Source organism: Parapedobacter lycopersici, from assembly GCF_040395035.1.
Lineage (GTDB): Bacteria > Bacteroidota > Bacteroidia > Sphingobacteriales > Sphingobacteriaceae > Parapedobacter > Parapedobacter lycopersici_A.
On record NZ_JBEBRB010000016.1, the window covers coordinates 31,026 to 45,197 of the forward strand.

Annotated in this window: 13 protein-coding genes; 8 read left to right on the plus strand and 5 right to left on the minus strand. The window is 48.8% G+C overall.

The features are described from left to right. Window positions 1-97: 97 nt before the first annotated feature. The 6 genes from ABWO75_RS05610 (at window position 98) to ABWO75_RS05635 (ending at window position 7,525) form a co-directional block, all read left to right on the plus strand. On the plus strand, window positions 98-3,298 hold the full coding sequence (locus tag ABWO75_RS05610; protein WP_353183424.1) for a SusC/RagA family TonB-linked outer membrane protein: 3,201 nt from the start codon (window positions 98-100) through the stop codon (window positions 3,296-3,298). Window positions 3,299-3,316: 18 nt separating this feature from the next. Beyond that, entirely contained in the window at window positions 3,317-4,738 is a 1,422-nt protein-coding gene (locus ABWO75_RS05615; protein WP_353183426.1) for a SusD/RagB family nutrient-binding outer membrane lipoprotein, read from the plus strand. Window positions 4,739-4,753: 15 nt separating this feature from the next. Beyond that, window positions 4,754-5,629 carry an endonuclease/exonuclease/phosphatase family protein gene (locus ABWO75_RS05620; protein ID WP_353183428.1) on the plus strand — a complete coding sequence of 292 codons (876 nt, stop codon included), beginning with the start codon at window positions 4,754-4,756 and terminating at the stop codon, window positions 5,627-5,629. A 92-nt stretch (window positions 5,630-5,721) separates the two neighbouring features. After that, window positions 5,722-6,177 carry a 3-oxoacyl-ACP synthase gene (locus ABWO75_RS05625; RefSeq protein WP_353183430.1) on the plus strand — a complete coding sequence of 152 codons (456 nt, stop codon included), beginning with the start codon at window positions 5,722-5,724 and terminating at the stop codon, window positions 6,175-6,177. Between the two features lie 84 nt (window positions 6,178-6,261). After that, window positions 6,262-7,026, plus strand: coding sequence for a rhomboid family intramembrane serine protease (locus tag ABWO75_RS05630; RefSeq protein WP_353183432.1), 765 nt, complete (start codon window positions 6,262-6,264; stop codon window positions 7,024-7,026). Window positions 7,027-7,219: 193 nt separating this feature from the next. Then, on the plus strand, window positions 7,220-7,525 hold the full coding sequence (locus ABWO75_RS05635) for a GNAT family N-acetyltransferase (RefSeq protein ID WP_257657801.1): 306 nt from the start codon (window positions 7,220-7,222) through the stop codon (window positions 7,523-7,525). Here the strand turns inward: ABWO75_RS05635 and ABWO75_RS05640 are convergent. The 4 genes from ABWO75_RS05640 to ABWO75_RS05655 all read right to left on the minus strand — a co-directional run bounded on the left by ABWO75_RS05640 (window position 7,516) and on the right by ABWO75_RS05655 (window position 9,935). Further along, complete coding sequence (locus tag ABWO75_RS05640; protein WP_353183435.1) at window positions 7,516-7,989, minus strand: protein kinase family protein; 474 nt, start codon at window positions 7,987-7,989, stop codon at window positions 7,516-7,518. The genes ABWO75_RS05635 and ABWO75_RS05640 overlap by 10 nt on opposite strands. 134 nt (window positions 7,990-8,123) lie before the next feature. Further along, on the minus strand, window positions 8,124-8,684 hold the full coding sequence (locus ABWO75_RS05645; protein WP_353183437.1) for a hypothetical protein: 561 nt from the start codon (window positions 8,682-8,684) through the stop codon (window positions 8,124-8,126). A 12-nt stretch (window positions 8,685-8,696) separates the two neighbouring features. Continuing rightward, the gene (locus ABWO75_RS05650) at window positions 8,697-9,383 is read right to left on the minus strand and encodes a hypothetical protein (protein WP_353183439.1); all 687 of its coding nucleotides are present in this window, start codon (window positions 9,381-9,383) and stop codon (window positions 8,697-8,699) included. Window positions 9,384-9,608: 225 nt separating this feature from the next. After that, the gene (locus ABWO75_RS05655; RefSeq protein ID WP_353183441.1) at window positions 9,609-9,935 is read right to left on the minus strand and encodes a DUF4870 domain-containing protein; all 327 of its coding nucleotides are present in this window, start codon (window positions 9,933-9,935) and stop codon (window positions 9,609-9,611) included. 238 nt (window positions 9,936-10,173) lie between these two features. Here ABWO75_RS05655 and ABWO75_RS05660 point away from each other — a divergent pair, with 238 nt between their 5' ends. Next, window positions 10,174-11,991 carry a helix-turn-helix transcriptional regulator gene (locus tag ABWO75_RS05660; RefSeq protein WP_353183443.1) on the plus strand — a complete coding sequence of 606 codons (1,818 nt, stop codon included), beginning with the start codon at window positions 10,174-10,176 and terminating at the stop codon, window positions 11,989-11,991. Between the two features lie 35 nt (window positions 11,992-12,026). On the opposite strand, the gene ABWO75_RS05665 is transcribed toward ABWO75_RS05660, so the two are convergent. Beyond that, entirely contained in the window at window positions 12,027-13,046 is a 1,020-nt protein-coding gene (locus ABWO75_RS05665; RefSeq protein WP_353183445.1) for a nucleoid-associated protein, read from the minus strand. Between the two features lie 270 nt (window positions 13,047-13,316). Here ABWO75_RS05665 and ABWO75_RS05670 point away from each other — a divergent pair, with 270 nt between their 5' ends. Beyond that, window positions 13,317-14,156 carry a hypothetical protein gene (locus ABWO75_RS05670; protein ID WP_353183447.1) on the plus strand — a complete coding sequence of 280 codons (840 nt, stop codon included), beginning with the start codon at window positions 13,317-13,319 and terminating at the stop codon, window positions 14,154-14,156. Window positions 14,157-14,172: the final 16 nt, after the last annotated feature.

Sequence of the window (14,172 nt, forward strand, 5' to 3'; positions counted from 1 at the left end):
TCCAGGTTGCAAAAGACAGCTTTTTAAGCTGAATGGGATGCCTTTGCACTAAGAAAATCGGTTTGAAAACAAGTTTAAAAATTAACGGATTCAACTGATGAAACAAAAAACACAACTAATTGACAGCTTCCGGTGGGTCGTATGCCTGCTTTACCTACTGGCGGTATTCCCGGCACATGGCCAGGAGGATGGGCGGATACAGGGCACGGTGGTAGACAGCAGGGGGAAGTTACTGCAGGGGGTAACGGTGACGGCAAACAACAGCAAAGGCGCGCGGATTGCTGTAACAACCTCCAATACCGAAGGGCTGTTCAGTCTGCACGGTTTAACCGCCGGTGAACGTTATACCATCCGATTTTCTCTTATCGGCTATGCAGGCTACGAGGTCTCCGACTTTCTGGTGCAGGCAGGTGACACAAACTCCATTTTGGCGCGGTTAACGGAACAGGCAACGGATCTGGATGAGGTGATCGTCACCGCACTTGGAATCAAACGTGAAGAGAAAGCATTGGGTTATGCACAGCAGACCGTTAATGCAGAAGCATTGGCTACGGCAGTTTCGACGAACTGGTCGGAAGGACTGAAAGGTAAAGTTGCTGGCTTGAATATTATTTCCGGCAGTACAGGACCGATTAACTCGCAGAGCATCCAGCTGCGTGGCACCACATCGCTGGATCCGGGCGGAAACGCCGCATTGATTGTCATCGATGGCGTACCGATGAATCAGGAAACCACGGCTTATGGAAACAACGTGGGGGCGGCCTACGGTACGGAGGCACCGGTTGATTATGGTAATGCGGTCTCCGAACTCCGGCAAGAAGATATCGAAAGCGTAACGGTATTGAAAGGACCGTCGGCAGCGGCCCTGTACGGCTCCCGGGCAGCCAACGGCGCGTTGATTATCACAACGAAATCTGGACAGAAAAATCAGAAAATAGGCATTAGTTTTAATTCTACCCTGCTAACGGACCACATTATCAACTGGCCGGACTATCAGTACGAATACGGCGAAGGCGGCATTGCCCGCGTTAATGAAGCCGGTGAGCAGTACTATTCGTGGAACGATTCAGAAGATGGCCCCAGCACCAGAACACCGGTAGCTTTTGGTCCGAAATTCAACGGCCAGTACTACTACCAGTATGACCCCATAACACAGGACCAAGGGGCGGAAAGGACGCTATGGAGGCCATACAGAAATAACATGAAAGATTTCTACCGCACGGGCATGACGTTTGAAAACTCATTGTCGTTTCAGGGCGGTGATTCGCGCGGTTCCATGCGGCTCAACCTGGGACGTACGGACAACCGGTATATCGCTCCTAACACGGGCTACGAACGAAATACCGTGTCTTTCAATGGGAATTACCAAATTACCAATGCGATCCGGTTATCGTCCGTGATGAACTATAATAACCGAAGCAGCGACAACCTCCCCGGGTTTGGTATGAGCAACGGCTCGCTGGGCTACTTTATGATGTTCCTGCTGCCTAATGTGGATACGGATTGGTACAAACCAATCTGGGTAAAAGGCCGGGAAAACCTGGAGCAGTTAAATCCATTTTCTGCCTGGTCGACTAACCCCTATTACCTGATGTATGTAGATACGAACCCGTTAACGAGCAATCAGCTTGTCGGCAACGTCAAGGCAGATATCAAGCTATCGGATCACCTGGACCTGATGGGGCGGGTTTCGCTGAACTCCCTGTCGCAATTGCGTGAAACGCACCGGGGTTATTCCAGCAAAAAGCACCCCCGGGGATATTACGGCCGGCAGGACGTGACGAGCGAAGAAATCAACGCCGACTTCCTGCTAACCTATAAGAACACCTTTGCAGCGCGGCTTAATTATACATTGATGGCAGGCGGAAGCCGGATGTCTTATGATCATCGCAACGTGATGTCGGAAGTGGATGCATTGATTGTCCCCAACGTATACAGTCTGGCCAACGGCGTCAACAATCCCCTCGTACGCACCAACGACAGGCGTAAGCAGATCAACAGTTTCTACGGTATGCTTTCGCTATCGTGGGATGACAAGGTCTTCCTTGATGCTACCGGGCGTAACGACTGGTCGAGCACATTACCGGCGGGTAATAATTCCTACTTCTATCCGTCGGTGACAACCAGTGTCATCCTGTCGGAGTTGTTCACCCTGCCGGAGCCAGTAAGCTTCTTTAAATACAGGCTGTCCTATGCCAAGGTGGGTAACGATGCCAACCCCTACCAAATTTCGAAGTATTACAGCCAGAGCGGATTTGCCAGCTCAGCAGTAGTGCCGGCAGCGATGTTCAATGCAAACCTTAAACCGGAAATTACATCGAGCTGGGAAACCGGTATCGATTACCGGATGTTCGATAGCCGTTTGGGGTTAGATCTTACCTATTACGTTTCGACCACCGAAAACCAAATTCTCTCACTGCCGAGCGATATCGTATCCGGTTACAGCAGCCGGGTGATCAATGCCGGTGAGGTGCGTAATAATGGCGTAGAAGTTGTCGTCACCGCCACACCTATCCGGAACACCAATTTTGAATGGGACATCACGGCTAACTGGTCGACCAACCACAATGAAATTATCTCCCTGAACGACAACCTTGAGCGCCAGACATTGGCAACAGTATACCAGGGTTCCCTGATCGGCACAGTCGGCGGCAGCACGACCGACCTGTATGGAACGAAGTACGTCCGGGACGACCAAGGCAATCAGGTATTTGAAAACGGGGTTCCGGTGCGGACGGCAACGACCGAATACCTCGGAGACGTTGCACCCGACTGGCGTGCCGGGATAACCAACACGCTGCGGTATAAAAACTTCCGGTTTAATGCCACGATCGACGGTTCATACGGGGGATTGATCCTGTCCAATACGTATAACCGTTCCTCCTGGGATGGCTTTATGGCCAACACCATACCGGGCCGGGATGAAGGGGTAATCATTGGGAAAGGGGTGATGCCTGTTGCTGGTGGCGGGTACGTTGAAAATACCATTCCCGTAAATACACAGACGTATTACAGCCAGCTGCACCAGATCGCCGAAACCGGAGTGTTCGAATCGTCATTTATCAAACTTAGGGAGGTTTCCCTGACCTATACGTTCCCGAAATCCCTTGTTCAGGGAGCTCATATAGACAACCTCTCCCTCAGTGTCTTCGGAAGAAATATTGCCGTGTTTGATAAGTTCCCGATGTGGGATCCGGAAGGTGGTACCATGAACGGAACATCCTTCGTGCCCGGGCTTGAAATGGCACCGATGCCATACACGGCCACCTATGGGGCTACATTGAAAGTTGGGTTTTAATTAACAAAAGAAAGTCAGATGAAAACGATTACAATATTAGCAGCATGCAGCTTATTATTAGGTGCTTCGAGCTGCGATAATAACTTTGAGGAAATCAATACCAATCCGAACCTGATTGACCAGATCAGTCCGGGTACCTTGCTGAATGAGGTCATCTACAACATGGCCTCCAATAATGTCACCAATCACTATAACATCAACTGTCAGCTGATGCAGGTACAGCTGCCGTACCCTGCATATTACGGTGGGGTACAACGGTATGAGATTCTGCCCACTACCGGGAATTCGCAGTGGAATGCTGCTTACAAATGGGCCAAAAACATCCGTGAGATGCGGATCACTGCGGAAGCGGACCAGTCAACTAATTACCTTGCCATTGCGCTCACGTTAAATGCCTGGGTGTATTCCAATTTGAGCGATACCTTCGGGGATATCCCGTTTTCCGAAGCTTCACAGGCGGAAGATGGCATTCTCCAAGCCAAGTATGACGATCAGGAAACGGTTTACACGCAATTGCTGGCCGATCTCGAAACCGCAAATACACTGTATGATCATAACATTGCAATGGCCTATGGTACCGATATCCTTTTCGCTAACGATACCCGCCTTTGGCAAAAATTCACCAACTCCCTGCGCCTGCGCCTGTTGCTGCGCGTATCGGACGTCCGCCCGTCGGCTTATCAGGAAATGGTGGTCATCGTTAACGATCCCGCTGCTACACCGATCATCGATGCACCCTCGGAAGCCGCAGTATTTCACGTGACCGGGGTTACCCCGAATATCTCGCCTTGGTCCCGGGCACTTGATTTCAGTAACCAGCACGCTGTGGGTCAGTTTTTTATTGAAACGCTAAATGCGCTGGAAGACCCCAGGAGGCCGATTTACGTGGGACAGGCCACGGAACAAGGAGACCCAATCGGTTATAAGGGGATCCCAAGTGGATATGACAACGAGCAATTTACTTATTCGCCCTCCTATATGAATAACCAGCAGGTAGTAGCACCCATGATCATTCCGATACTTACCTATGCCGAAATCTGTTTCATTAAGGCAGAACTGGCACAAAAGGGACACCTGGATGATGCGGAAACCCATTACCAAAACGGCATCCGGGCAGCAATTGAGCTGTGGACCGGCGAAACCGTGCCAGCAAGTTATTTTGAAACCAACCTGGCTAAATACGACGGTACGCTTGAACGCATTATGCTGCACAAATATCTGGCGCTTTATTTTACCGATAACCAACAATGGGCAGAATACCGACGCACCGGGTACCCCGAGCTGCCTACCACTCATTCGATGTTAAATGACGGCGTAATGCCCTCCCGCTTGCTTTATCCGGATGTGCAGCCCATATACAACCGGACAAACTATGAAGCCGCTGCACAGGCCATGGGCGGCGATAATATCAATTCCAAAGTTTGGTGGGACGTCAATTAATAGGAGAAAATAACCATGAAAACACACTATTTCTTTATTTTTCTTTTCCTGGCTGCAATCAATTGCAGTCAGGCACAACTGCAGGCCCAACCGGGATTCCGCGTAGCTTCTTATAATATCCGCTATGCTGCTGAGGCCGATGAACAATCAGGTAACGGCTGGGACATACGCAAGCAACCCCTGTCCGAACTGATTAGCAGCCACGGCTTTGACATCGTTGGCACACAGGAAGGCAATACCTCGCAATTGGCCGATTTGGGCGAACTGCTACCGGGATATGCCTACCTGGCGCATCCTTATGGCGGGCAGGACGGGCTGTTATCCAACTGCGCCATTTTTTATAAAGCAGCACGGTTTGATGCACTGGACTCGGGTGTCTTCTGGCTTAGCGAAACACCGGATATGCCAAGCATTGGGTGGGATGCCAGCGACCGCCGGATCTGCTACTGGACACAGTTCCGGGAAAAGGAAACGGGAAAGACATTTTTCTTCTTCAATGTACATTTCTACTGGCGGAAATACATCGCCAAGGAACAGTCGGGACCGCTACTCGCCCGCAAGATCCGGGAAATTGCCGGTGATCAGCCGGTCATTTGCACCGGCGATTTCAATTCCCTTTCCGAAACCACTCAAATACAAGCGGTAAAGGAGCTGTTGTCAGACGCCTATGAAGTAACCCAATCCCCACGGGTCGGCGTGGAGGGTACCGGGTTTCCGGGAGGTGTGTTCCAGGGCCAGCCCGGAGGGCGGATCGACTACATCTTCGTAAGCCCGCATTTTCAGGTAGCGGATTACCAGGTGTTATCGGATACCTACAATGGCGATCATTATCCTTCCGATCATCTGCCCGTGACGAGCTGGCTTAACTGGGCAACAGAAACAGCGCACTAAAATCATCCGGGGCAGGTGATGCCTTTCTTTTGGTTTGTATGTAATTTTTTGACGTTATGTAGAAAGTGACATCTTTTTTGGATATTGGCTGTGTGGATAATTCGATTAAACAACACCTGCTGGAGGCGTGCAGACAGCATGTGAGTGAGCGTATTACGCATGCACAACAGGCCATTGCCGCAGCCAGTGAAGCGGCCGCCAGCGACGGAAAGAGCAGTGCGGGAGACAAGTATGAGACGACGCGCGAAATGATGCAGCAGGAAATTGACCGGTACCAACAGTCGCTGGCAAATGCCAAACAGATGGAACAGCACCTGGCCGCCGTGGATATCCGTCCGCAATCGGGACCGGCTACGCTGGGTAGCTTGGTTGAAACAAATCGCGGAACGTTTTTCATTGCCATTGGCATAGGCCGTCTGGAGGTAGATGGCCGGGCCTATGGCATCGTTTCGCCGGTTTCGCCTATTGGCACCCAGTTGCTGGGTAAAACAATTGGCCAGCGCTTTGTGTTCAATTCACAGGAATATACCGTTAGTCAAATTGCTTAATCGAAACTGCGCAATTGTGACATCACGCCATTTTCACGGTAAGCAAAGTCTTCCTATATTCGTACAATCCATAAAAGCCGCATTATGTTATTGCCCATCGGAGACGAAAACCATGACCGGAAATCATTTCCTTTTGTCAATTACCTGCTGATCATCGCCAATATACTGGTGTTTATATTTTTGCAGGGCTTCGGATACAACATTCACGTTACATATGCCTACGCGATCATCCCCGCAGAAATCCTTACAGGTAAGGATATCGTCACCGATAGCCAGTTGATCATCGACCCGGCTTTGGGCGGCTCATTTGAGATGCCGGGCCTGCAACCAACGGGAATTCCCGTATTCCTTACACTGATTACCGCGATGTTCATGCACGGCGGAATCGGGCATTTGGCAGGTAACATGCTCTACCTTTGGATATGCGGTGACAATGTGGAGGACCGCATGGGACATTTCCGTTATTTACTTTTCTATCTCCTTTGTGGTATATTGAGTGGCCTGAGCCACGTATTCAGTACGCTGTTCTTCGGCCAGGACTTGTTGATGCCTTGCCTGGGGGCTTCAGGCGCGATCTCAGCCGTGCTAGCCGGATATGTCGTGTTGTTCCCCCATAAGCGGATTACGGTCTGGATATTGTTTTTTATTATTTCGGTGCCTGCTATCCTGGCTATCGGGCTTTGGTTTATCTTTCAGGTTAGTAACGGCCTTGGGGCACTCGGCGGCCAGCAAGCGGGAGGCGTTGCCTATGCAGCACATATCGGCGGGTTTATTGCAGGGCTCTTGCTCGTTGGCCGTTTTAAGGGGAAACGGCGTTACCGGAAATCCCGCGTGAGGAGCGGAAGGTGATTCAGTTAAATGAATCCTCGTTAAGTTAAGGGGTCGACATGGATGAAGGTTGATATTTACGATGGTTTCTTAACTTGGATTAATAAATATGACCGTCGGATATCGTAACTTGCATTCGTAACTGACAGAGGGATAAACATCGGTGTCCGCTAACGGGTTAAAATAAATCACGTATAATAGGTAAAACAGCATTATGGAAAGAACAGAAGTCGTTATAAATCACAATAACCGGGGAGAGATCCAGTTATTCACTGATGACCAGAAGGCAGGGAAAATGGATATTGCCATTGCTGGCGGTAAGCTGATCGTTTACCATACCGAAGTAAATCCTGCGCACGAGGGAAAAGGTTTTGCAAGGTTGCTGCTGGATAAGCTGGTTTCCCATGCCCGGGAACATGCGCTGAAGATTGTACCCTTATGCCCCTACGTTTACGCACAGTTTAAACGGCATCCGGAAACATACATGGATATCTGGTTCAACGAGCATGATCAGGATTGATCCTTAACAAATTCATCGCTGAAATGGGTGATGATGGCCGCCTTTAGTGCGGCTGCATCCGCGGTGCCGATCCGTAGCGTTTGCGTGCCATTTTTCCCATAGCGTATTTCCACTGCTTTATTCCCGTGGATATTGTACAGCATACCTGAAGGGGTAATCCGGATACCAAATCCGGCATAGAACGGGATCTTCACTTCCCTTACGGCTGAAATGTTCTTCGGTTTCAAATTAAAGTGTATTAACCCAATGCCGTAACTGATGTGAATGACACCTTGCTCAACGATCGTTTTCATGCGGTAGAAACATAATAACAGCAAAAGCAATACAGCACTTATCAGGCATAATCCACCCAGGTCAATTGGTTTTTCACCCAGCTGGAAAATATAGGCGACCACTAGGAAAACAATTGCGGGCACAAATACCGCAATCATAATCCAGCCAGGTTGGATGTGTTGATATTTCAAGGGGATCTAATGATTTAGTTGCAGATAAATCAAATATAGCAATACCTGACCGGATTGCCAAGGTTATCTATTGATCTATGCCGCGCTCGTTTATTGCGACTGACCGGTTTACCGTGATTCCGGCGCCGGCAAGGTTACCACCACTGGGCCGCAGGGACTTCATAATACGTGGTGTCCGGCGCTTCCTGCCAGGGTGCCTGCCAGAATTTCCAGCTTTTCTTTTCTTGGTCGAACCATTTAGCTAAATCCAGCTTTCCCCATGAATATTCCACGCGATAATCTTTGCCATTAATAGATAGCCATCCAAAGATGCAGGGTGTTGAATGCCCGGACACCCCATTCGTGTAAACGATGGCCCTTTCGAACGTGATCGGGGTGCCCGCGGGAATCGTATCCAATATCACCGTTTCCGGCGGGTCAATTGCTGTCCGGTCGATATACCACTGAAAATTTTCATGCCCGGGGTCCATTAGCACAAACGGATAGTCATCGTTGCGCACTGGTATTTCCTGCATCAGGTAGGCCTCCCGGTTTAACTGGACAGTCTGCCCGATTAGCTGATCAAACGGAGCTACCTTATTCAGGCTCGATGTTTTTGTTTTTATCGTGGCGTACAATATAACGCCGAATACCAGTAACCCAATTACACCGATAAGCCGGATTGTACTGCCTATCTTCGATTTTCTTTTTTGCATTTGCCAATCGGATTACGGTTTCTTTTCGTCCAGGTAGTATTCCGTTTTCCCGTCCGTGGCCATCAGCCGGATGGTGTAACCGCTTTTCTCGGTTATGGTAGCCGGAATCGTTTCCATTTCAAAGTCTGTACTGTTCAGTTTTTCACTGGACTGGTGATTTTTGCTCATAACTGTACTTTTCGCCACGTAGAACGTGTCCTGTTTCATGCTGACGATTTTGAACCAGCCAAAACCGATGCCGGAAGCTATTCGGTCTCCTTTTTTCTTATACGCTTCAAAGTGCCCGAAGAAGACATCGCCGGGAACCAAAGGGGCTTCCATAGCGCTCACCTGTGCCGATTTTGGTAACGGTGGTTTGAACGAATCGTAAACCAGGCTGGCGAGAATACCGATACATAAGGTAAGGAATATCCAGCCGAAGATAGTGACTTTAATTAAATAGGGCGGTTTGGGGACTTCTTTTGCACGATCTGCATAGAACATCCGCATTTCCTGCGTCCAGGCCCGTTTCGGAATTTTTTTATTTTCAGCAATATCCCAGTATTCACCGAATGTCTTCTTCGTATAAGCCTTATAAATAACCGTTCTTACGTGATTCCTGTATATGCCCAGTACCATGTCATTTCCGGCTTTTTGGGGATTTTTTAAACCATCCGTGTGATGAACGGACTGTTCCATTTTGTCGATCGCTAACCACATATTCCTTTGTGCTTAAATGATATATTAATGTTGATACCGTGTTCCGTTGCTGCCGGACTTCCAAAATCCGTTACCATACCGCAAAGGGTAGGTTATGCTTTTTGGCATAGGCAATTGCTAATTGATCGGTTTCGAAAATCTGCTGGCCGTATTCCATTACCTCCTTTGCTGTCGCAATTAATCATATACAGACGGCTGTGTAAAATTCCTTTCATTGGTATGTGATCAGTTGTCCAAAAACGGAAATTGATTTTCAAAGCCCTTTCCGATTACGGGCAATGGTTTCTTTACCTCGTTTATTGCGTGAATGATTCCAAATACCATCAACAACAGCAATAAAACACCAGCGTAACTTACCGCCGAAGCGACCATGGATGACACCAGGCTGATAATAAACACGGCGACGTTAAAAAAAATACCGATAACAAGGAGCCCCAGACCCTGTTTGAGGTGGTATGCGCTCAACGGATCACGCTGGCCCTTTCCGGCAAAATAAGCGATCAGCCAAAAAATACCGAGATAACTTAAAATGGATTGAGTTCTGGCAGTCATGTTTCCTCCTTATTGATGATCAGGCAAAGTTGGATAGAAAAAAAAGAAACGTTGTTTTTTTGGCGCGACAAATCATCTATGGAGTGGTGTTTAATTATATACAAAGTATCTACAGTGGTTAAAAACGGTGAAATAACCGGGTTTTCAGGTCCCTGGAGTTCCTGTTTCTCGCACCATGAACGCGCTACGTTACCGGAAAATATTTTATTATTGCATCGGAACCCATCCGAACAGCTACATGGATACTACCAAAATCGTCAAATATCTTGCGTTATTGCTGTTGTCGGCCCCCCTGACTGCCATGGCCCAGGTCAAGGCTATTGATGCACAGACCGCAGCCACGCTTGAGCACGTAGAACAACTGCAATTGGAGAACCAGAACGGAGCAGCCCTGAAAACACTGGAAGCTGCTATTCGGGCACACGCCGATAAGCCGGATGACTTGGCTTACCTGTATGCACACCAAAGCGGCATCTACGTTGCCATGGATAGCCTGTTGTTGGGTAAACGACTGTTGGACAGCAGTATGAGGTACGCCACGGATAAAGCTGCGAAAGCAGTGGCTTATCGTGCAAAGGCCTTTCTGGCCAATTACCTCAATGAGCCCGATGAGGTGGTAAAAGATGCACTAACAGGCCTTGCATACCTCGATGGTAATGAAGGTGAACTGACTACGCGCTATCACCTGAATTACCTCCTGTACAGTGCATACAGCAAATGGAGCGACCGGGAGAAAATGGAGAAATACATCCTGGCATGTGCTGCGTATGCGCAGCGCATCGGAAAGCCCAACTTATTAGTCAACGTTAACAACGGTCTTTCCAGTATGTACCTGGCCGATTATAGAAAGTCGGGGAACCGCGCCAGCCTCGACAGCATGTACCATTACCTGAAACGGTCTTTTACCATCCAGCAGGAGCATGCTGGGGAAGTAAGCGGCAATACCTTTGCTATCACCTGTATTAACCTGGGCAATTTTTACCTGACTTATTCCGATGCCCCCGCAGCGGAACGCGAAAGGCAGGCCTACTTTTACCTCGGACTCGCTGAAAAAGAATTGGAACAGCACCGGGCCAGTGCGGAAAAGTGGGTAAACGTATACGGTATTAAAAGTGGATTTGCCCTCGGTAATGGAAACATTTTACAGGCGGAAAAATACCTGCTTCAGGGATTGAGCCGCATTCAGCAAAGTGATCAGGCCCACGATAAGGAAGCGTATACGATTTTTAAACACTTGTCGGATATTGCTGTCAAGAAGCAGGATTATCCCGCAGCCCTTAATTACCAGCGGCAGGCAGAGACCCGGCTCCGGCAGATCCTGGACCACGAACAGATTTTTAACGCCCAGAAATTGGAAATCCAATATGAAACCGAAAAGAAGAACGAACAGCTGAAACTGCTTACTGAAACGGCTTCGCTCCGGAAACGGCAGAGTTACCTTTACGGTGGGCTGGCACTGGCACTGCTTATCGGACTGGTATTTATGTTCAGTTCGTATCACTTCAGGCTTCGCTATTCCATTGAGCGGGAGAAAAAACTGGCCAATGAAAAGGAAGAGGGCGAGCGCTATGCGGCCATGCAGTTGAAAATGGAAAAGGAGGAGCAGGCCCGTCTCCGTGCCGAACAGGAGCTGCTCGAACTGCAGCGGGGCCGGTTGCAGAAAGAAGCGCTGGCCAATTCGCTGATTATCGAACATAAAAACGATATGCTGAACCAGATCCGCAGCCAGCTCAAAACAGGTGACACCCATCACGTGCGTAAACTGCTCAAAGAAGAGGCACTGCTTAATGCCGATTTTGAAGAGGTTAAGTTACAGGTGCAGGAATTACATCCTGGTTTTTTTAATCAGCTCACCGGAAAAGCGGTACAGAAGCTTACGCCGCTGGACCTGAAATATTGCACCTATATTTACCTGAAGATGAATTCCAAGCAGATAGCGCAGGCATTGCACGTGGAGGTGCAGAGTGTGCGTATGTTCAAATACCGGCTCAAACAGAAACTCGGACTTCCCAGGGAAAGTGACCTGGAACAGTTCATCCAGCAACTGGGCAACTGATGCTGCCGGGAAGATCTGCACAAGGCAATGCCTACCTATAATTCCTGCTCATAGTAGATCTTATAATATTTCCGGCCCTTTTCATCGACACCCTGTTCAATCAGTTCGCGGCTTCCGTGGATGTAGATGTGGAAGTTTTTATCCAGTTTCAGCACGCTTTTGAAAATCCGGGCCTGTTTCTTCACGACCTGCGACGCGATGTCAAAGCTATCCGATAAATCAAGTTCATGGTCCTGCTGGTAATGCTTATCAAACCTGCGGAATGATTCAATTACATTAGGATCGCCGAAAACCGTTTCTTCAAATTCCTTTTTATCGAAGGTTTCACGTTTCTTGAAATAATCCACCGATCGATTCAGCAAATCAATCTGATCGGTTCTGGTTACTTCAAAGTCTTCCTGAATCTGGGTCGTAATGAAGTTTTTTGTCAGTGTCAAGAAGCTGTTTGTGTTGTTGACGTCGTCGTTTTTCGGCCGGTGATTAATAAAATCGCGTTGCCAGTAGTCGGTTTCATTGGGGTTGCTGTCTACGACAAGCAATGTATACGGTTCGTCGGAAAACAAGATCAGGCAAGCCTTATCGGGCTTTTTGTTCCCGATTCCCCTTCGGACATTCATCCCCACACCACCGTTGTCCGTCGCTGTTTCAATAAAATGCTCCTTATCCTCAAATTTGTAAATCCCCAGCGCCGCATAAGTCCTGTTATTCATTAAAACGCCGTCAAACTTCGCAATAAAAACATCGCCGTCTTTGATGTTGGGATGCCTGGATGATGAGATCAGGTGCTGCGCAATATTTTCGGAGCATTCCGTGAAATCATCGTTGGTGTGAATCCGCCTGGCAAGGTTGAACAGGATGTTATAGTCGATGTTTACGTCGTGTTTAAATTCAAATGTCTGCGTTGTGGTGAGGAAAGGTTTAAGGAATATTTTTTTCAGTACCGTTGCTTCGTCGTCCGTATAATCAATGGGTGATTTGCTTATCACGGAATTGCCTTCCGCTGCTATCCGGTGCAGGATCAGCTTGCCGATCACCGCTTCTTCAAACTGGATCATGTGTTCTCTTCTTAAATTTTGATGCCGTTTCGCTTCTTTGGAATGTCATTCGCCGTTAAAGGTATCAATCATTTTTTATTCAACCCTATTTCACTTCCTATTCGCGATAACCCACGAGTGATCGGCCATCTATTTTTTAAATTAATTTATTGATAAACAATGTCTTGTAACTTATTTTCCCTTTTTTCAATATACCGGGGGTAACAACCACACCCGTGGACTGATATACCTACAAAGAACAACAAGTTTCACCTTTTAAATTACATGGTTATGAAAAAGAGAAATTACGTAAGCGTGCTGTTGCTCAGTTTCACTGTCGGTCTTGTCTCCTGCGATAAAGGGGATCCGCTTGAGCCGGTCGCGGCACCAGAAAGCAGCATCAGCATCGAACAGATGGCCAATGCGCGAAACCCCGAAGATGGCACCGGCCGGATCCACAATGCGTACCTCGATTATTTTGCCGGTCAAGTCAAAGCCGGAGACGGAGTAGACCGGGAGAAATTAATGGCTGTCACGCAGGATTTTTACCGGCAGCAGGATGAAGCGTTCAACGAGCCAGAACAATACCGGTTGCAGTCCTTGCTCGGCCGATATGCCGAATTAACCAACGGACATCCCCGTGCACTTGCCGCCCTGAACATCTGCGACATCATCCCATCGCTATGCAATACGCCCCCTGGATCCCCCGGCCCGTATAATCCATTTCCCATCGTATCGCTGTTAACCGGCACCGGCGATGGTACCGCCACTTCCGGTGTGTTCGAATTTATCCGGAGAATCAAATCCATGGAAGCGGACCTGATCAATAGTCGTGCAGTTAAGGAAGAAGATCGCCGCGTGCTGCTTCAGGCGTATGCAGTAGCCCGTTACTCGGCAGCATACTGGCACAATGCCACGCACGGTATGGCCAAACACGCCCTGCGTGAATCGCTGGCCGAGCTGACGCCGGCCGAGCTGTCGGACGTGGTTGCCGCAGATATCGCAGGTGCAATAGTAGGCGGTTCAGCCGGTTCAGCAGGTGGTCCCATAGGCACCGTGATTGGTGCCGGAGTTGGTGCTGGTGTAGCCAGCGCCTATGCGGTATTCAACAAATGGAAGTGGTCGTGGTAATACGGCCACCGGATTC

Bases quoted from the DNA above. Each gene is read 5' to 3' on its own strand.
- ABWO75_RS05655 (WP_353183441.1), bottom strand. From the start codon at position 9,935: ATGACTGCCAGAACTCAATCCATTTTAAGTTATCTCGGTATTTTTTGG.
- ABWO75_RS05615 (WP_353183426.1), top strand. From the start codon at position 3,317: ATGAAAACGATTACAATATTAGCAGCATGCAGCTTATTATTAGGTGCT.
- ABWO75_RS05645 (WP_353183437.1), bottom strand. From the start codon at position 8,684: ATGCAAAAAAGAAAATCGAAGATAGGCAGTACAATCCGGCTTATCGGT.
- ABWO75_RS05670 (WP_353183447.1), top strand. From the start codon at position 13,317: ATGAAAAAGAGAAATTACGTAAGCGTGCTGTTGCTCAGTTTCACTGTC.
- ABWO75_RS05635 (WP_257657801.1), top strand. From the start codon at position 7,220: ATGGAAAGAACAGAAGTCGTTATAAATCACAATAACCGGGGAGAGATC.
- ABWO75_RS05650 (WP_353183439.1), bottom strand. From the start codon at position 9,383: ATGTGGTTAGCGATCGACAAAATGGAACAGTCCGTTCATCACACGGAT.
- ABWO75_RS05620 (WP_353183428.1), top strand. From the start codon at position 4,754: ATGAAAACACACTATTTCTTTATTTTTCTTTTCCTGGCTGCAATCAAT.
- ABWO75_RS05610 (WP_353183424.1), top strand. From the start codon at position 98: ATGAAACAAAAAACACAACTAATTGACAGCTTCCGGTGGGTCGTATGC.
- ABWO75_RS05630 (WP_353183432.1), top strand. From the start codon at position 6,262: ATGTTATTGCCCATCGGAGACGAAAACCATGACCGGAAATCATTTCCT.
- ABWO75_RS05665 (WP_353183445.1), bottom strand. From the start codon at position 13,046: ATGATCCAGTTTGAAGAAGCGGTGATCGGCAAGCTGATCCTGCACCGG.
- ABWO75_RS05660 (WP_353183443.1), top strand. From the start codon at position 10,174: ATGGATACTACCAAAATCGTCAAATATCTTGCGTTATTGCTGTTGTCG.